This window comes from uncultured Shewanella sp. (assembly GCF_947501665.1).
GTDB lineage: Bacteria > Pseudomonadota > Gammaproteobacteria > Enterobacterales > Shewanellaceae > Shewanella.
In genome coordinates, this window is the sequence record NZ_CANMWS010000025.1 from 65068 (window position 1) to 84388 (window position 19321).

12 protein-coding genes and 1 pseudogene are annotated in these 19321 nt (G+C 41.5%); 12 read left to right on the plus strand and 1 reads right to left on the minus strand.

Annotated features, from left to right (window positions below):
* The 5 genes from Q0976_RS18295 to Q0976_RS18315 all read left to right on the plus strand — a co-directional run bounded on the left by Q0976_RS18295 (position 1) and on the right by Q0976_RS18315 (position 8784).
* Complete coding sequence (locus Q0976_RS18295; RefSeq protein ID WP_299495317.1) at positions 1–759, plus strand: SDR family oxidoreductase; 759 nt, start codon at positions 1–3, stop codon at positions 757–759.
* 439 nt (positions 760–1198) lie between these two features.
* Positions 1199–1417 (plus strand): hypothetical protein, encoded by a 219-nt coding sequence (locus tag Q0976_RS18300; RefSeq protein ID WP_299495318.1) that lies wholly within the window; start codon positions 1199–1201, stop codon positions 1415–1417.
* A gap of 123 nt (positions 1418–1540) precedes the next feature.
* The gene (locus Q0976_RS18305; RefSeq protein ID WP_299495319.1) at positions 1541–3568 is read left to right on the plus strand and encodes a prolyl oligopeptidase family serine peptidase; all 2028 of its coding nucleotides are present in this window, start codon (positions 1541–1543) and stop codon (positions 3566–3568) included.
* Between the two features lie 211 nt (positions 3569–3779).
* A complete protein-coding gene (locus Q0976_RS18310) occupies positions 3780–6707 on the plus strand; it encodes a hypothetical protein (protein ID WP_299495320.1) in 2928 nt (975 codons plus the stop codon).
* A gap of 88 nt (positions 6708–6795) precedes the next feature.
* Entirely contained in the window at positions 6796–8784 is a 1989-nt protein-coding gene (locus Q0976_RS18315) for a DNA topoisomerase III (RefSeq protein WP_299495321.1), read from the plus strand.
* A gap of 45 nt (positions 8785–8829) precedes the next feature.
* On the opposite strand, the gene Q0976_RS18320 is transcribed toward Q0976_RS18315, so the two are convergent.
* Positions 8830–9696, minus strand: coding sequence for a glycerophosphodiester phosphodiesterase (locus Q0976_RS18320; protein WP_299495322.1), 867 nt, complete (start codon positions 9694–9696; stop codon positions 8830–8832).
* 353 nt (positions 9697–10049) lie between these two features.
* Between Q0976_RS18320 and Q0976_RS18325 the strand changes: the two genes are divergently transcribed.
* The 7 genes and pseudogenes from Q0976_RS18325 to Q0976_RS24205 form a co-directional block, all read left to right on the plus strand.
* Positions 10050–10349, plus strand: coding sequence for a DUF4212 domain-containing protein (locus tag Q0976_RS18325; RefSeq protein ID WP_299495323.1), 300 nt, complete (start codon positions 10050–10052; stop codon positions 10347–10349).
* Positions 10349–12034: a sodium:solute symporter family protein gene (locus Q0976_RS18330; RefSeq protein ID WP_299495324.1), complete on the plus strand. Its 1686-nt coding sequence runs from the start codon at positions 10349–10351 to the stop codon at positions 12032–12034. The genes Q0976_RS18325 and Q0976_RS18330 overlap by 1 nt, the downstream gene beginning before the upstream one ends.
* A 114-nt stretch (positions 12035–12148) precedes the next feature.
* Positions 12149–13864 carry a type I secretion system permease/ATPase gene (locus tag Q0976_RS18335; RefSeq protein ID WP_299495325.1) on the plus strand — a complete coding sequence of 572 codons (1716 nt, stop codon included), beginning with the start codon at positions 12149–12151 and terminating at the stop codon, positions 13862–13864.
* A gap of 10 nt (positions 13865–13874) precedes the next feature.
* Positions 13875–15173: an HlyD family type I secretion periplasmic adaptor subunit gene (locus Q0976_RS18340; protein WP_299495326.1), complete on the plus strand. Its 1299-nt coding sequence runs from the start codon at positions 13875–13877 to the stop codon at positions 15171–15173.
* A gap of 63 nt (positions 15174–15236) precedes the next feature.
* Complete coding sequence (locus tag Q0976_RS18345) at positions 15237–17732, plus strand: calcium-binding protein (protein ID WP_299495327.1); 2496 nt, start codon at positions 15237–15239, stop codon at positions 17730–17732.
* Positions 17639–19015: pseudogene (locus Q0976_RS18350) on the plus strand (calcium-binding protein); the annotation flags it as partial. The gene Q0976_RS18345 and the pseudogene Q0976_RS18350, both read left to right, overlap by 94 nt.
* A partial coding sequence (locus Q0976_RS24205; protein WP_366525083.1) for a calcium-binding protein occupies positions 19001–19321 on the plus strand: 321 nt, incomplete at its 3' end. The pseudogene Q0976_RS18350 and the gene Q0976_RS24205, both read left to right, overlap by 15 nt.

A 19321-nucleotide genomic window follows, 5' to 3' on the forward strand; every position in this document is an offset into this window, starting at 1 on the left:
ATGGATTTAAAAGATAAGGTAGTGGTCATTACGGGTGGTGCAGGTGGTTTAGGGTTTGCGATGGCGCAAAACTTTGCCAGTGCAGGTGCCAAATTGGCACTTATCGATGTGGATCAAGAAAAGCTTGAAAAAGCGTGCGCCAATTTAGGTGCAGCCACTGAAGTTCAAGGGTATGCACTTGATATTACAGATGAAGAAGATGTTGTTGCCGGTTTTCAGTTTATTAGAGAAGATTTTGGCCAAGTGAATGTATTGGTCAATAATGCGGGCATTTTACGCGATGGTATGCTGTTAAAAGCGAAAGAAGGGAAAGTGACTGAGCGTTTGTCATTTGAACAATTCCAATCTGTCATTAATGTGAATTTGACGGGCAGTTTTTTATGTGGACGTGAAGCGGCAGCGATGATGATTGAAACCGAGCAAACGGGAGTCATTATTAATATCTCGAGTTTGGCAAAGGCTGGTAATATGGGGCAGTCGAATTACTCGGCCTCCAAAGCGGGTGTGGCTGCGATGTCAGTGGGTTGGGCAAAAGAGCTCGCGCGTTATGGGATTCGAAGTGCTGCAGTCGCCCCTGGGGTGATTGAGACTGAAATGACAGCAAGCATGAAACCTGAAGCATTAGAGCGGATCACTCAGATGATCCCAGCTGGCCGTTTAGGTCAAGCAGAAGAAATTGCCACAACAGTGCGCTTTATTATTGAAAATGATTACATCAATGGTCGTGTATTTGAAATTGATGGCGGGATCCGACTTTAATTTTGTTATTTTATGGTTCTTTTTGTTACATAAATTTCTCATAAATATAAGTGCCTGATGATTTTTACGTGATGCATGAACCTGAAAAATAAAAATCTGTCTCTAGAATAGCGAAGGTCAATATGATTGTTAAACTAAACCAATCAAGGTGTGTTTATGAGTGAGTAGTATGTTGTATTTTTACTTGGCTTTATGTAATGCTTGTGCTAACTAACAGATAATCAATAAAAATAAGTTTAAAGCAGGGGATGAGCCTCTCGTTACTGATAAGTGGCGCATACCATTTTTTTGATACTTGTTTTTAATATACGAAATGAAGGTCATGGCGATTAATGCTATGACCTTTTTGCTTTGTCTACTTTAGTATGCAGTTAGAATTGAATATCACTTTCAATATGAGTCATAATAGTGCGATAGGATAAATTAACTGGATTGGGTCATGGAGCGGTTGGAAAGAGCAACACAATGGATGATGCTGAGTGTAGGGTGTATAGGGATCATTATTATTTATTCGGGGTTCTTTTATTTTCTGTTTTCCAGTGAACAGAAGAATATTATCCCTTGGTATACTTTATTGTCGCCTTGGATTTGTATTTATTTTGGATTGAGTCAGCAACAGCGAGCTGGTGTCTTACAGTGGTTTCTGAAAAAGCGATAGTCAGTGTAGACGAGATGACAGTTTTTTTTGTATGACATCTCTGGTTTAAATAAATCGTCATTTTAATGGTATTCCATGGCTGGGATATATTGTTTTTATAACAAGGAGGTTTTAGGGGATAGAATGAAACAACTTTTAGGCGCTAAGTTGGGGCTCATGATTTGGTTATTGACCTCAATATCGGGTTGTGAACGCTTAGCGACCGTCGAAAAAGAAGTGCTAACTGAAGGGGTGCAAGTTGCGCGTTATGGCAGTTGGGAGTCACCGTTAACAGCTGAAGATGTCTATGGGATGTCTGACGATATTACTGAGCTGCAAACGATTGATGATGGCATTTATTTCATTCAGTCTGATGCGTCCTTGCAAGGGCGAAAAAGTGTTAAGAAGCTCAATACTGACGGCACGGTAACAGAAGTGATCAGTGCTGATTTTGATGTGCGCACTCGTGTGAACGAATACGGTGGCGCGCCCGTTTTAGGCATAGGACAAAGTTTATTTGCCAGTAAATTTAGTGATCAGCGTCTTTATCGTATTGCGCCTAATCAAGAACCTGTCGCACTCACCCCTTTAAAAACACGTTATGCGGATTGTATTTTTCAAACCCGTGGTGCCCGTTTAATTTGTGTGCAAGAGGATCATCGTAAAAAAGGTGAGCCTGTGACACGTTTAGTGGGCATTAATGTGAGTTATGCTGATAAAACCAAAGTCTTGGTGAGTGGGGCTGATTTTTATTCATCTCCTATTTTATCGCCCGATCAAAAACACATGGCTTGGATTGCTTGGCAGCACCCCAATATGCCTTGGGATAAAACAGAGCTGTGGATGGCCGATGTGGATCCTAAAGGCAATATTGTTCGTCCTCGTCGATTGATTGCCAATTTAAAAGGTTCCATCACTCAACCTTTGTTTAGTCCCGATGGTCGTCTGTATTTTGTGGCAGATTTTAATAACTGGTGGAACCTTTATCGTATCAATGATAAGGGGCGAGCTGAAATTGTTTATGATCATGAAGCAGAGTTTGCCGTACCAGATTGGAAGATGGGGAATCACAACTATGCTTTTGAAAGTCCAACAAGTTTAGTTGCCAGTTACAGTCGTAAAGGCGCTGCCGGATTGGTAAGAATTAATATTGAAACGGGAATAGCAGAGCCTATTGACGTTGATTTTGCTGAAATTACTCAAGTGATTAAAGGGTTTGATGGCGTATATTTTGTGGGGGAAAAAGAAACCCCAGAAAAAGGGATTTATAAAGTACAAGCCAATCTGGCTCAATTGGTGTATTCCCCACCTTTTCCTGAGATTGACAGTGATTATATTTCCCATGCACAAAGCATGAGTTTTAAAAGTGGCAATAAGAAAATGGCTTATGGTTATTTTTATTCACCAAAAAACCCAAAATTTCGTGGCGCAGAAGGAACACGTCCTCCTTTAATCGTGATGTTACACAGTGGGCCGACGAATAAGGCTAGCCGAGCTTATCGTCGTGATATCCAATTTTGGACCAGTCGAGGCATAGCGGTGTTTGATTTAAATTATCGTGGTAGTTCAGGCTTTGGGAGACAATACCGGAATAGCTTATACGGTAATTGGGGGAAATATGATTCAGAAGATGCAGTGAGAGCTGCGGGTTTCTTAGTTAATAAAGGGTTAGTTGACGGTACAAAACTGGCGATTAAAGGCTTTAGAGAAGAAGGGCTATCAGCATTATCGGCGTTAGCTTTTTATAATACGTTTAAGGCAGGAGTGATTTATTCTGGCATAAGCAATGTGGAGCTCTTTGAAAAAGAAACCCATAAATTTGAAGCCAGTTATATTAAGCGCCTTGTTGGAAAAGATAATTACTACCATGATCATACTGCATTATTTTATTTAAAAGGGTTAGCGGAGCCTTTGTTGTTTATTCAAGGAATGAATGATTATGTGATCCCAGCTGAGCAGTCGAAGTATATTTATAAAGAATTGAAAAATAAAGGTGTACCTATTGCTTATTTGAGGTTACAAAATGATTTAAGCGCTGAGGCGATCATAAAAACGAAGGCGAATATTTTACAGTCGGAGCTGTCTTTTTACGGACAAGTATTTGGTTTCATACCTGTAGGCAAGCTAAATCAATTACAACTGGATAATGTAAAGAACTTGCCTATGCCCTAGAGCTAAAACACGACACATGTCATTACAAAAATCAAAAGGTCATTCTTGGTTTATCATGTTAAATTAACATTCACTCGCTTGTTTTTTAACATAACGATTACTACCAATGAGGCCATTGATTATGTTTTTTATGTTTTTTTTTATGTTTTATAGTCGAATACTTTATTATTACAAGGTTATCTCCCCCATAGTGTTAACTGGTTTATCCTTTATGCTGTCACCACACATTTATGCTGAAGAATATATCACTAGCAAAAAAATTCGCATACATAATTCAGCGAGCACAGACATACTCATTCAGCAAACGAACATCCAAGGCTTCATCAGGGCGATGGATGTTCATTATAAAAACTATTGGGCTTATGCGCCTAATGATTGGTATGAAAATTGTGTAAGTAGCGAAACAACGAACAATATCACCATTAGCCCTAATCAATCGGTGGATGTTATTTTAAAAGTGAATGAAAAAAATGCCTGTCTAACTAAGAATAAAGCTTGGTATGACGTGATTAATACGAGTACAGGAGAAATCATTAGCAAGATACAAATGCAATTCGTTTCAACAGTACTATGCGATCGAGGGCGTTATGGGGAGATGCTTTGCCCTACCGAAAATAAACAAAAAAAAGCGGCTACCGGCAGCGCTAAAATGAGTAATCATAGTAATAATACCGCATTGCTCTATACTGCAAAGAATAAATCCAATTCTTTTGAAATACTCAGCTTATGGGACGTCAGTAATCCTCACTTGATGAATTGGCAATTGGCAGCGATCTCTCCCTTAAGCGAGCCTTTTAACGTAGAGAATACCAGTAATATAATCGCTAATAACCAATACCTTTTTGCTTTTACCAATAGTGGTTACCGTGCGGGTTTACGTAATGAATTTAACCAAATTGAATGGGGGAGTGATATAGATTTACCAGAACAACTTTTTTTATACACCCGATCAGCATTAAATCAACATGGTCAGGTACTATTAATCAGTCAAGATGAAGATGATCGACTGTCATATCTACAAGGTAAAATTGACGCCGATAGTATTGAGTGGCAAAGTACTAACTGGATTTGTGTGACTACGAGCACTATTCAAAAAGAGTGCAGTGGCTCAGATGATGACTCAGATGATGGCTCAAATGTTTTTTCAGGAAAAAGCCCCAATATTGCGTTTTCTAAAGACGGTAAGACAGCCATTTTGATCTATAGGCAGAATGGTAAAATACGCTATCACTTAGGAAATGTACAAGAAGAACAAGTGATTTGGAGTGATAAGTATACAGTTGGCTTAAGTGATGTTTATCAACCCAGCGCCACGTTTTTAACCAATGATACGGTATTAGTCGCTGGCTCGACTGGAGAGAGCACTGACAAAACAATCAAATTCAAACTTGGTAAGCTAGATGACGGGCAGTTTACATGGCAGAATAAACATAATTTTTATGATATTAACGGACGTTCGGCTGCTGTTCTTAATGCTGAAGTCGATCCTTTCGATAGTGACATTCACTATATTTATCTCACTTACCTTAGAAATAACTCGAAAGGCATACCTCAAAGTTATGTGACTCTCTGGAAGTTATCAAAAAGCACGGGAGATATAAAAGATGAATATGCCAAAAAAGAGGTGTTGGAAAAATACCTTGGCTTTGCAAATTCCCCGCTTTCTCTCATCCAAGCTCAGGGGAGCCATGCACTTAGCCCCGGGACCAGCGATTTTTTTATCGCTAGCAGTCAGGATAATCAACTCAACATCCACCAACTACCGGCTGAGCTTGTTTATTATGCTGTTGCTACGGGCGTAACAAAAACAAACTTAAACTATACGGCAAATCATGATAAACGATGGGATTTGGCTTTTTGGCAACGTAAAAAAGAGATTAACTCATTAATGATCAATCCATTTTGTGTCTTTGACGATACAATAGATCAATTTGCGATTTTTGATAAACTCATTTTAGAAAGTAAGTCAGTTATGTTTAACGAAGAAATCGATGCTCAAATAGAAATGAATTGCGCTAAGCCATTATCAATGACATCAAAATATTATTTTCTTTCTTTATACGCTAACGTGGATCTTAAAAGTAATATCATCTCACTTCAGGATATAGGAAGTGATGAGACCGAAGCAACGCTTCAGAACACTCCTCTACTCAATGGAGAGAGTCTATCGTTTAATATTATTACTCAAGGCTTTAGAAATTTTCCTGCTGAAGCTGCCGATCAAGATAGCTTGTCAAGTGGGACATCGATTCCGTTTATTCCCGCTGATTTTACCGACCCCTATTTTGGTATGCCTATTCCTTTTCAGCGTGATGATACCGTAGATAGTATGACTTACTCCTCCGATAGTAATCGCACGGCGCTTTCAATCGATGATTTAGCGATGATTAGCGAGCGGATATATTCTTCAGGAGAAAATTATACGACCAGAGATTGGAAGTTGGAAGTCCCCTTAATATTAGAACGGGATGAAAATAATACTTTAGTGACCCATCAAGCAGCTATGGATATGAGAACTTATTACTGGAACGACCTTGGGCTTATCCATGGTGCATCTCCATTTTTATTCGATTCAGTCACAGTTGAAGCCGTTGAGGTCGAGCCTAACATTATTGAGCGCCTTATTATTTCAAAAGCAGATACCCACCTCTATGGCCAGATTATTTTCGATCCTGTTTTGGATTTTAATGCAACCATCTCTGACTTCAACATCCCACTAGAAGGCGAGTTTAATTACAGTATCGATAAAAGCGCCAGTTCTACACACAAAGATGGTGCCCTGTTAGGCTCAACCGCCAATCTTGATAGCGGAGGTTGGTCTTTTGAGCGATTTGGCCAAGATGAAACGTTTCCATTAACGTTAGCATCAGGTGCACATTGGGGGGGAATTAATATCACGTTACTTCAACTATATGAATTTAAACTGAATCAAGTCATAATGTATCCAACGGACAATAATACCTTTGAAGGTCATGGTATTCTCACCATCGAAACAAGTGGCTATGAGGGGGTAAGTACTCAAACACTCAATGTTCTCGTAGTGGTTAATTATCTAGATAGCCATTTACTCTCTGTTAATATTAGCGCAAAAAACTTTAGTGCATCCATGCCGTTAATTGATATCGAGTCAGGCGTATAATAGGGAGTTAAGCGATAAGAATTGTTGCATTTAATCACTCTTCTGACTAACATTACTGTAATTTTATACAGTAATGTTAGTGCTTGCTATGATTTTATATATTGCCGAAAAGCCAAGTTTAGGGCGTGCGATAGCCGACGTGTTGCCTAAACCCCTTAAAAAAGCTGAAGGTTTCATTCAAGCGGCGAATGGAGATTGTGTTTCTTGGTGTGTTGGGCATTTATTAGAGCAAGCTCAGCCTGATGCGTACAATGATGAATATAAATCCTGGCGGTTTGAGCATTTACCCATCATTCCTTCGAATTGGAAAACGGTTCCCAAGACTAAAATGCGCGGTCAAATTGCCATTTTAAGGCGTTTAGTCAAACAAGCAAATCAATTGGTTAATGCTGGCGATCCTGACAGAGAAGGCCAGTTATTAGTGGATGAACTGATTGCGCATTTAGGGGTAAAAGGCAATAAATTACAAGGGGTACAGCGATTGCTGATTAGCGATTTAAACCCTAAAGCGGTCAAAAGGGCTTTAGGCCAGCTTCGCAGTAATCAAGAATTTATTCCCCTGTCTGTATCGGCGCTAGCGCGTGCTCGAGCAGATTGGCTTTATGGCATGAACATGACACGAGCCTATACCCTACAAGGGCGTAAAGTGGGTTATCAAGGTGTATTATCTGTGGGTCGGGTACAAACGCCGTTACTTGGGTTAGTCGTGCGCCGAGATGAGTCCATTGCACATTTTATCTCTAAACCTTTTTATGAAGTACTGGCTCACTTAACAACACAGGATGATGTGCATTTTAGTGCTAAGTGGCAGCCGAGTAAGGCTTGTGAGCCTTATATGGATGAAGAGAATCGAATACTATCCAAAGGATTAGCTGAAAATGTGGTGAGCCGTATTACGCAAAAAGAGGCGGTGGTAGAACAAGTAAAAGCAACGGATAAGCAGCAATCTCCCCCTTTGCCTTATAATTTGTCTGCATTACAAATTGATGCGGCTAAACGCTTTTCAATGAGTGCCAAAACGGTACTGGATACTTGTCAATCTTTATATGAAAAACATAAGCTTATAACCTATCCCCGCTCCGATAGTCGTTACCTTCCTAAAGAGCAACATGCATTAGCATCGAGTGTTATTCAAGCCATTGAGAAGGGAGCCGATGAACTATTAACGGGATGTGATAAGCCTAATGCGAGTCTTAAGTCAAAGGCATGGAATGATAAAAAAGTGGATGCACATCATGCTATCATTCCAACAGAAAAATCACCGGTTTTATCCCGTTTAAGTCAACCTGAGCGGCAGGTTTATTTACACATTGCTCGGCAATATTTAGCACAATTTTACCCACCCTATTGCTATAAAGAAACGGAGGTGGTGGTGATCATTGAAGGGGGGCGCTTTTTCACTAAGGCCAAGCAGGAAGGTGCATTAGGTTGGAAACAATTATTTCATTATCAAAAGGAAAGAAATGATAATGAGGATGAAGCCGCTCCAATGGCTTTTTTGCCCCTTTTGTCCAAAGGGCAGCGTCTTTTTTGTCCAAAGGGCGAGGTTTTAGAGAAGCATACCCAAGCACCCAAAGCCTTTAATGATGCTAGCTTGCTGAGTGCCATGACGGGAATTGGTCGCTATGTGACTGATATATCTATTCGTAAAATTTTAAAGGAAACTGATGGGTTAGGCACTGAAGCTACGCGTGCTGGCATTATCGAGCTGCTTTTTAAGCGAGGATATTTATCTCGTCAAGGCAAGACTATTGTCGCGACAGAGGTGGGGAAAGGGTTAATCAATAGTTTACCCCAAAGTGCGACCACACCTGATATGACTGCGTTATGGGAAAGTAAATTGAACAGTATTAGTCAAAAAGAAATGACTTATAAAGGATTTATGTTGCCATTAATTGACAGTTTACACAGTCAAATACAGCTGGCAGGCAGCCAATTACCGACTGCGTTACAAGGTGTTAAGAGTGATAACCCGTTTAAAAAGCGTAAAGGGAAATCATTCAGTAAAAAAGGAGGAACATCAAAAAATAAAGCGAGTAAAGCCGTGAGAGGAAAATGTCAACAAGCTGCAATATGATGACTTATTAATATGAGCCATCATTTTCAGTATATGTCAGCGTCACTAACGCTCGCCACGAGCGGTCAATACTTGCACAATTCTATCAGGGTAATCGCCAATGACGCCATTGGCACCTAACTCAAAAGCTCGCTCAATTTTATCCCATTCATTTACAGTCCACACATGGCTGGTAATGCCTTTGTTTTGCAAAAAAGAGAGAAAAGGCCTCGTTATCATTGCATAAGGGAGTTGTGCTAATTCAAAATTGGCAGAATAAATCCTCCCTAATCCTGCAGCCCAAGCCAAACTTAAGCCTGTTAACTCACTAATACTGGCACTGGTTCTGATGCTATGGTGACTCACTAAGCGAAAGTGCTTTAATGCTTTTGTGTATTGACTGGCCACAACGGCATGTTCATGTAATCCATTTCTGTCTAATATCGCCCAGAGTTTATCGGCCAGTTGCTCATTATTGACTTTCATTTCAATACTGAGCTTATAAGAAGGAAAATAGTTGATGACTTCTTCAAGGGTTAAGACTTCAAGTCCCATCGCTCGAAAAGGAAAGGTTTCTCCGCCGTCAGTGCTGAACATATAGCCTGCATCAAAGGTTTTAATTTCCGATAATGTTAAATCAGCAACCTGACTATGGTTGCCCGCCGTTTTGCTGAAATCATTATCATGATTCACAATAACATGACCGTCTTTTGAAAGGTGTACATCCATTTCAAGCACATCAGCACCTTGATCCAGCGCCATTTGAAAGGCAAGCCAAGTACTTTGTGGATAATCCCCTGATGCACCTCTATGGGCTAAGACCTCACGTTGAATGAGATTTTCATTCTCTGAGGCCATTGTTATTGAGGGTAGGAACAATAAAGCTAGGGTACTTGAGATATGGAGCAATTTGATGTATTTGAATAAAGGCATGAATAAGTCCATAGGGATCCTGTCATTTTTTCTAAGGGAATAAGCGCTAATGAATATGGAAGGTCGCGTAAATAATCTTGAAGTGAAATTACCTGAAAGGGCTATTTTAGTGTCAGAAATAACGCATGTTTATTGCCAATGAATCATCGAGGTACATTTTTTATTAGCCATTAGTCATCAGTATTAGTCGCTATGAGTGATATGACTTTTCACTAATTATTGATACTGTTTTTTGCTATTTGATGTTAAGTGGATCACGCCTTGAAGGATAGGAGAGCTGAAATGATATTTTATTGTATACAGGCTTTATTTTGTTGGGTTAGCGTTAATGCCACAAGCTTTTTGGGGGCGATATGAGGAATATTTCAGCCCTTCAAGCTAAACAGTATTGGCAAGCGAATATTCGGCTGGTACTCAGTTTATTGTTTATTTGGGCATTGGTGTCTTTTGGCTTCGGGATCCTTTGGAGCGATGCATTAAATCAGATCACTTTTTTTGGCTTTAAACTGGGTTTTTGGTTTGCTCATCAAGGGAGCATTTATGTGTTTGTAGTGCTTATTTTTATTTATGTAAGGTGTATGAATCGCTTAGATGAACGCTATGGGCTGCAAGAAAGCGATAAGGTTGATTCTGTTAATAGAGGTGAGTGTTAATGGAAGTGCAAACCCTAACGTTTATTATGATTGGCGCAAGCTTTGCTCTCTATATTGCGATTGCAATTTGGAGTCGGGCGAGTTCTACTCGTGAGTTTTATGTCGCTGGAGGCGGCATTCACCCTGTGGCGAATGGTATGGCAACGGCAGCCGATTGGATGTCAGCAGCTTCGTTTATTTCGATGGCGGGTTTAATTTCGTTCATGGGCTATGATGGTGCCGTTTTTTTAATGGGATGGACCGGCGGTTATGTGTTGCTCGCTTTATGTCTAGCCCCTTATCTACGTAAATTTGGCAAGTTTACTGTGCCTGATTTTATTGGCGATCGATATTATTCTCAAACGGCCCGTACCGTTGCTGTGATCTGTACCATTTTTATTTCTTTTACTTATGTTGCAGGGCAAATGCGCGGTGTCGGCGTGGTGTTTTCACGTTTTTTAGAAGTGGATATTGTTACCGGCGTGATAATTGGCATGGGAATTGTGTTTTTTTATGCTGTGTTAGGAGGCATGAAAGGGATAACTTATACCCAAGTTGCGCAATATTGTGTCCTTATTTTTGCTTATTTGGTACCAGCTATATTTATTTCGGTATTGATGACTGGGCACATTATTCCTCAGTTTGGATTTGGGGCGACTTTGCAAGATGGTTCTGGCGTGTATTTACTTCATCAATTAGATTCTTTATCCCATGAATTGGGTTTTACTGCATACACTGAGGGGGTTAAGAGCAAGCTGGATGTGTTATTCATTACCTTTGCTTTAATGGTAGGGACTGCAGGTTTACCTCATGTTATTGTTAGGTTTTTTACTGTACCTAAGGTGAGTGATGCACGTCGCTCAGCCGCTTGGGCGTTATTTTTTATTGCTTTACTCTATACCACGGCGCCGTCTATTGCGGCATTTGCAAGAGTGAATATGATAAACACCATTAACGGTGAAAATAATCAAGGTATTTCATATGAAAATATACCCAATTGGATTAAAAATTGGCAAAAAACAGGTTTGATTGATTGGCAAGACAAGAATAACGATGGGCGTATGTATTATTCTGGGGACGATCGGAATGAGATGATCATCGATCGTGACATCATGGTATTAGCGAATCCAGAAATAGCAAACCTACCCAATTGGGTTATTGCATTAGTTGCAGCCGGAGGCATAGCGGCAGCCTTATCGACATCAGCGGGTTTATTATTGGTGATTTCGTCGGCCATTTCTCATGACCTATGTAAACGAAATTTCATGCCAAATATTACTGAAAAGCAAGAATTATTATTTGCACGGGTGGCTGCAGGAGCAGCAATTGGGGTGGCTGGATATTTAGGAGTCCATCCTCCTGATTATGTGGCTTCAGTTGTTGCATTTGCCTTTGGGTTGGCGGCGTCATCTTTTTTCCCTGCGATTATCATGGGCATCTTTTATAAAGGGATGAACCGTGAAGGAGCAGTCAGTGGCATGTTATGTGGCATAGGTTTTACTGCAGCTTATATTATTTATTTTAAATTCATTGTCAGCCCTAGCATGAATGTGTCTGACAATTGGTGGTTTGGTATTTCACCTGAAGGTATTGGTACTGTGGGCATGTTGATCAATTTTGCTGTGGCTCTTGTTGTGTGTAAATTGACTCCTGCCCCGCCCATGCATATCAATGAGTTGGTAGAGTCTATCCGTCGTCCTGTATAAATGAGGAAGTACTTAGTTATCGTTTTGTCGTAGTAGATAAGGATGATATTGAAATTTTGTCTATAATCATAATTAAGGATGTTGAAGTTGCACATGGATGTGGAGTGCGTAAAAATGCAAGAGACATGGCAAAGAATTATTTTACGATTGAAATATGAACTTAAATATGTCGCCCTTTTCAGCTTTTTTATTAACCTTCTCATGTTGGCACTTCCATTATATAGTTTACAGCTCTTTGGGCGCGTTCTGGCTAGTTCAAGTTTCGACACATTATTAAATCTCACTTATTTAGTGATTTTCCTTTTGGTGACACAAACCTGCTTGGATTTTTTTCGTAATAAATTGATGCAACAAAGTGGACTCAAACTTGAAATGGGTTTGAGTTTGCCTTTAGTCAGCCAAGCAATTAAAGATTCAGCAAAAGAGGGCGGGATCAATAAACAAAGTTTATTAGATGTTCGAGAAGTAAAGAGTGTATTACTGACACCTTCAACCAGTGCTATTTTTGATTTACCTTGGGTTCTGGTATTCATTTTAGTTTTATATATGTTACACCCGTTATTAGGTGTCACGGCAACCATAGGGGCAATTGTATTATCTTTACTCGCTTATGGGGTTAAAAAAGCCGCATTATTAACTGATAATGAGGCCTCACAGGCTGTTATCTCAAGTGGCATGCAAATCAATGATATTTTAAGACATTCCAGTTCATTGCAAGCGATGGGCATGGCTTCAAATGTGGCTAAGCATTGGGGGAAAAGCCATAAGCATCTGCTTTTCTTACAATGGTTGGTGGCTGATAAAGTCAGTATGATGCTGGTATTGACCCGATTAGTGAGAACTTTACTTCAAGTTGCTGTCATTGGTATTGGGGTGGGGTTAGTACTAACCCAGCAATTGGGGGCGGGGGAGATTATTGCCGCTTCTATTATATTGGGCAGGGCGCTAGCCCCTATTGAACAAGCTGTGGGATGTTGGAAAAATTGGGAGTCAGCTTGGGTCGCTTACAAGCGTTTATTACATTCAATAGCAAAAGAGCCTGAAGTGATAAAGACATCTTTACCTGCTCCTAAAGGGGAGTTCCATCTTGAAAATGTTATTTACCGCACATCTATCCATCATGCGCCCATTTTGCAGAATATTAGTTTTAGACTTCAAGCGGGCTTATCTTTAGCCATTATCGGCCCCAGTGGTTCTGGAAAATCCACATTAGTGAAGCTATTGATGGGCATTATTCAGCCTACGGCTGGGAAAATTAAATTAGATGGTGCGTGTATTAGTCAGTGGAATGCTCAAGAGTTAGGCCAATATATTGGTTTTGTTTCTCAAGATGTTGAAATCTTAGCGGGCACTGTTGCTCAAAATATTTGTCGGTTTTCTGATGCCGCTTCTGACGATATTATCGATGCAGCAAAGAAGGCTTGTATTCATGAATTAATTATCGCTTTGCCTGAAGGTTATGAAACGTTGCTCGGTGAAAATGGCGTACAGATAAGTGGTGGTCAAAAGCAACGTTTGGCCTTGGCCAGAGCGCTTTTTTCTAAACCTAAAGTGCTTATTTTGGATGAGCCTAATTCTAATTTAGATCCCGAAGGTGAAGTGGCATTAGCCATTGTTTTACTCAATTGCAAAGAAAACAATATTACCGTCATGATGATAAGTCATCGTGCTGGTTTTTTAAGACAAATGGATTGGGTGGTGTGTTTACGTGATGGACGTATTGAGAAAGCGGGTCCAAAAGACAGGTTTATTTCAGATATTCAAGAGATCAGCCAGCAAACTGAGCAGGCTGTTGAAGAAGTGGAGAAGCCTTCGGCACTGAAGCAGTAAGGAGTGTGCTATGGATAGCAATATGAATTTTAATACCAAGAAACTGATCCAATTTGGTATTGGTATTATTATTTTTGCCATTGGGGGATTTGTATTGTGGGCTTCAATGGTAAAAGTGGATGCTGCAGCTGTCGCTTCTGGCACGCTAGTGGTGGAAAGTCAAAGAAAGAAAATTCAACATTTACATGGTGGACAAATTCAACAGATCTTGGTGAAAGAAGGCCAAAAAGTCAGCAAGGGACAAAGGTTAATTTCCTTGGCTGATCATCAAGTCGAAGCTGATTTTCAACGCGTATTACTGAAAGTATTAAATGCCCAAGCTCAGATTGATCGCGCTACCGTTTTATTGAATCAAGGCGAACAATTGGATTTCTCAGCACTCGTGCTTAAGTATCAACACCGAATTGAAATTGTGCAGCTAATGGCGATGCAGTCGCTTATATTTGAAAGGCAACAATCGAATGAGGAATATGTTAAACAACAATTTGATTTCAAAAAAAACCAGATAAAACATTCGCTTGATGGTATTACCCTTGAAATAGAATCCATTCAGAAACAGTTGGCATTAGTGAAAGAAGAAGTGCGCATGAATGAAGTGCTTCTTGCTGATGGTTATGTATCTAAATCTCGGCATCTATCGATTCAGCGGACTCAATCAAGTATTGAAGCGACACTTATCCAATTGCAATCAAAACAAGCCGTCACCCAAGCGCAATTGGGGGAGTTAGAGCAAGGTTACAAAAGTCATTTTGCAAAATCTCAACAAAAGCTTGCAGATCTTATTCAAAAGCAAAGGCAGCTTAGGGATGAGGCTTCACAATTGCTTATTTCACATACTGAAACCAGGCAAGATATTAATATTCATGCAGAGCATAACGGTACCGTAGTGGCTATGGAAGTCAATGCCATTGGGGAAGTGGTTGCACCTGGTCAAGTGGTTATGGAGCTTGTGCCTGATTTGGATACGATTGTTGTTGAAGCGTATGTCAAACCAGAAGATATTGATGTGGTATATGAAGGGTTAACCGCTCAGGTAAGACTCACAGCGTATGATGGCAGGCATGTAGCCCCTATCAATGGGGAAATTATTCACGTTTCTGCCGATCGTTTTTTTGCTTCCAATATGAAAAATACCGATGGCTATTTAGTGAAAGTGAAATTAGATACTGACCGATTGCAGGGACAAGTGATTAAGCTTCATCCTGGAATGTCTGCTGATGTCTATATTGTACTCGCGAAGCGAACATTACTAGACTATCTTATTTCGCCTTTTAGTCATTCATTTAATTCAGCTTTTAGAGAAAGTTAATTCCAACTTTGATAGAAAGATACAGAGTATCGAGTAATCAATTGACTATAAAGGAGTATTGTCATGAAAAAAACAGATGAAGATGATGTCTTAGTTGGAACCAATATAGATGATGATATTGATGGTGGCAGCGGTGACGATATCATTGATGGCAAAGCTGGAGATGATTACCTTATTGGCGGAAAAGGGAATGACAGCATTTCGGGCCAAGAAGGCAAAGATTTTATATTGGGCGATCAAATGCTAAACGATCCTAGCTCTTCGGCTACACCGATTGTTGAAACGGCGGAGACAACGGCATGGGGAATTGAACAGAGTGTTTTTGACAGTGAATCAGCCTCGGAAAATGGGTTAGCTCAAGTGTCTGGCAATGAAGTCGCCACTCAAAATATTGCTGTAGATCAATTTGTTAATAACGATGGTGGTCACTTTTCTCTTAATATTCATTTACCCGAAGGGAGCCCTGCTCTTGCCAATAATAATGGTTTGTCGGTGAATATTATGGGCGAAGATATCACAGGACAAATGGTGATTGTGGCAACAGCCATGCTGAATGACCAAGGGAATGGTGTCATGCAGCTTGATTTTGAACTCACCCCTGAACAGCTTAATCTTGATGAAGATATTCAAATTCAATTGCAAGCGATTGACGCTGATCCTGATGTGGTGATTGATATTAATCGAGTTGAATTAGTGACACATAATATGTATGACGATGTCATTGAAGGAGGAGAGGGAGATGATGTGATTATGGGTCAGCAGGGAGAAGATAATCTCAGTGGTGGCTTGGGTGATGATCAATTAGAAGGCGGTATTAACAATGATCATCTTTATGGAAATGAAGGTGATGATTTATTGATGGGAGGACAAGGAGATGATGTGCTGATGGGAGGCACTGGTGACGATGTCCTTATGGGGGGGGATGATGCTGATGTGATTGAAGGTGGGGTAGGTGATGATGTGCTTATGGGGGAATTGGGCAATGATACTTTATTGGGGGGAGAAGGTAATGATCAACTTATTGGTGATGATGGAGATGACCAATTATTAGGCGGTGATGGGCAGGATCAGTTATTTGGGGGCCAAGGAGATGATGTCCTTGTTGGTGGAGCAGGGAATGACTTTCTACAAGGGGATGAAGGTGACGATTTATTGAGTGGCGGTGAAGGTGATGATGTATTGATGGCAGGAATGGGAATGGATGAGTTATCCGGTGGCGAGGGTGCCGATATTCTTTTAGCGGGCGAAGGTGACGATGTGCTAATGGGGGAAGAGGGAAATGATACGTTATTAGGTGAAGCGGGTGATGATCACTTAGAGGGAGGCTTGGGCAATGATGAACTTCATGCCGGGAGCGGTAATGACACCTTACTCGGCGGTGAAGGGGATGACGTGTTATTTGGCTTATCTGGCGACAATTTATTAGATGCCGGAGAAGGTCAAGATACCGTATTTGGAGGGCAAGATAACGATACTATTTTAGCCGGTACAGGGAATGATACTGTCTATGCTGAAGCAGGTGATGATATCGTATTTGGCGGAGAAGGACACGATCAACTTTATGGTGGTGAAGGTGATAATACCATTGATGCTGGGCTGGGAGATGATGCGTTATACGCTGGAAGTGGTCATGATAATCTCATCGCAGGTGAAGGAGATGATCATATTTATTCCGGTGCGGGTGATAATATTATCGATGCGGGTGAAGGGCACGATACCATATATGCTGGTGATGAGAAAGATACGATTGTGGCCGGAGCAGGTGATGATATTGTGTTTGCAGAGGGAGGACAAGATACCATTGATGCAGGGAGTGGAGATGACTTAATTTATGCGGGCGCTGCGGATGATGTTATCGATGGTGGTAGTGGCGATGATACGCTTTTTGGGGATGATGGTGATGATTATATTGTTGGTGGCGAGGGGCAAGATGTGCTTTATGGTGGAGCAGGAGACGATAAATTAGAAGGTGGGTTGGGAGATGATGAGATAAGAGCCGGAGAAGGTAATGATGAGCTGTACTCAGGCAGTGGAAATAATATTCTTGATGGTGGTCGTGGCGATGATGTATTAATGGCCCAAGACGGAGATGATGTATTACTTGGCGGTGCAGGTAATGATGAGATTTTTGCTGCAGGTGGCGTTGATACTATCGATGCTGGAGCGGGGGAGGATGTTGTTGAAGCTGGTATTGGAGATGATGTGGTTTTTGCTGGTGGTGGAGATGATATCGTTAAAGGTGAAATGGGCGACGATCAATTATTTGGTGATGGCGGGAATGATGTGCTCGAAGGAGGAGAAGGAAACGACAGTCTCTATGGTGGTGACAATGAAGATCGTTTATTAGCCGGTGTTGGCGATGATTTGCTGGATGGGGGCCATGGTGATGATGTACTTGAGGGGGAGGCAGGAGCTGATACGTTAGTAGGTGGGGGGGGGCAGATTTACTTTATGGTGGGGAGCATAATGATGTCCTCTCTGGTGATGCCGGCAACGATAGCCTTTTTGGTGATGAAGGGGACGATATACTGTATGGCGGAGCTGGTGAAGATAGTTTGATCGGAGGGCAAGGCAGTGATGTACTTTTTGGTGGTGAAGGTAATGATGAGCTAAGTGGTGGTGAGGGGTTTGATGAATTATATGGCGAAGGCGGGGATGATATTTTACGTGCGGAAGATGAATTAGGGCTCCTGTCAGGTGGAGAAGGGCATGATACGTTAATTGGTGGAAGTGCTAACGATGAGCTTTATGGTGATGGTGGTAATGACACCATTATAGCCGCAGAAGGCGATAATATTGTGTCTGGTGGCAGCGGAAATGATGTGATTACTGCTGGTAGTGGGCAAGATACCATTTTTGCTGGCAGCGGTAATGATGAGATAGATTCAGGAAGTGGTGATGATCGTGTGTTTGGTGAAGCTGGTGATAATCAAATCACGACAGGACAAGGGGCTGATGAAGTCTATGGTGGACTTGGTGCAGATACCATCTTTGCTGGGGAAGGCGCTGATACAGTTTATGGTGGAGAAGGTAATGATAATATTGGCGGTCAAGAAGGAGATGATTTTATTGATGCGGGATTAGGTCAAGATACCATTAGTGGTGGAGATGGCGATGATACAGCATTTGGTGGTGCCGGAGACGACGTTATAGCTGGAAATGAGGGGAGAGATACTCTATTTGGTGGTGAAGGAGTAGATACAGTTGCTGGTGGAGAAGGGGATGATCAGTTATTTGGTGAATCAGGTAATGACACTTTACTGGGTGGGGCGGGTCAAGATGCGCTTTACGGTGGAGAAGGGGATGACACTCTTCATGGTAATGAAGGAGATGATTTACTGTATAGCGGTAGTGGCCATGATCAGGTGTTGGCCGGTGAAGGGGCTGATATCGTTGATGTGGGCAGTGGCGATGATCGAGTTGAGGGGGGAAAAGGCGATGATGTGATATTTGGCGGCGAAGGCCAAGATGAACTGTTAGGCGGAGAAGGTAGCGATAAATTATTTGCTGGTGCAGGCAGTGATATCTTAGAAGGTGGAGAAGGCAATGATGAGCTGCATGGGCAAAGCGGTGATAATGTATTAAAAGGGGGAGCAGGTGATGATACGCTTTATGCTGGAACGGGGAATGATAGGTTAGAAGGGGGAGAAGGACAAGATAGATTGGAAGCCTTAACAGGAGATAATCAATTAGAAGGTGGCTTGGGGGATGACAGCCTCGTTGCTGGCGCAGGCAGTGATGTGCTTAGTGGTGATGAAGGCGACGATATTTTGAATGCTGGTGATGGCGACAATCAATTATCGGGCGGCTTGGGTGATGACAGTTTAGTGGCTGGCGCAGGCAGTGATGTGCTTCGTGGTGATGAAGGCGACGATGTGCTGGAAGCTGGTGATGGTGATAACCAATTATTCGGAGGGAGTGGTCACGATAGCTTAGTTGCTGGCTCGGGCGATGATGTACTTAGTGGTGATGAAGGCGATGATGTATTGAATGCCGGTGATGGCGACAATCAATTATCGGGCGGCTTGGGTGATGACAGTCTCGTTGCTGGTGCAGGCAGTGATGTGCTTCGTGGTGATGAAGGCGACGATGTGCTGGATGCCGGTGATGGTGATAACCAATTATCGGGCGGCTTGGGTGATGACAGT

Coding starts and splice junctions, on each gene's coding strand:
- Q0976_RS18295 (WP_299495317.1), top strand. CDS start 1: ATGGATTTAAAAGATAAGGTAGTGGTCATTACGGGTGGTGCAGGTGGT.
- Q0976_RS18300 (WP_299495318.1), top strand. CDS start 1,199: ATGGAGCGGTTGGAAAGAGCAACACAATGGATGATGCTGAGTGTAGGG.
- Q0976_RS18305 (WP_299495319.1), top strand. CDS start 1,541: ATGAAACAACTTTTAGGCGCTAAGTTGGGGCTCATGATTTGGTTATTG.
- Q0976_RS18310 (WP_299495320.1), top strand. CDS start 3,780: ATGCTGTCACCACACATTTATGCTGAAGAATATATCACTAGCAAAAAA.
- Q0976_RS18315 (WP_299495321.1), top strand. CDS start 6,796: ATGATTTTATATATTGCCGAAAAGCCAAGTTTAGGGCGTGCGATAGCC.
- Q0976_RS18320 (WP_299495322.1), bottom strand. CDS start 9,696: ATGCCTTTATTCAAATACATCAAATTGCTCCATATCTCAAGTACCCTA.
- Q0976_RS18325 (WP_299495323.1), top strand. CDS start 10,050: ATGAGGAATATTTCAGCCCTTCAAGCTAAACAGTATTGGCAAGCGAAT.
- Q0976_RS18330 (WP_299495324.1), top strand. CDS start 10,349: ATGGAAGTGCAAACCCTAACGTTTATTATGATTGGCGCAAGCTTTGCT.
- Q0976_RS18335 (WP_299495325.1), top strand. CDS start 12,149: ATGCAAGAGACATGGCAAAGAATTATTTTACGATTGAAATATGAACTT.
- Q0976_RS18340 (WP_299495326.1), top strand. CDS start 13,875: ATGGATAGCAATATGAATTTTAATACCAAGAAACTGATCCAATTTGGT.
- Q0976_RS18345 (WP_299495327.1), top strand. CDS start 15,237: ATGAAAAAAACAGATGAAGATGATGTCTTAGTTGGAACCAATATAGAT.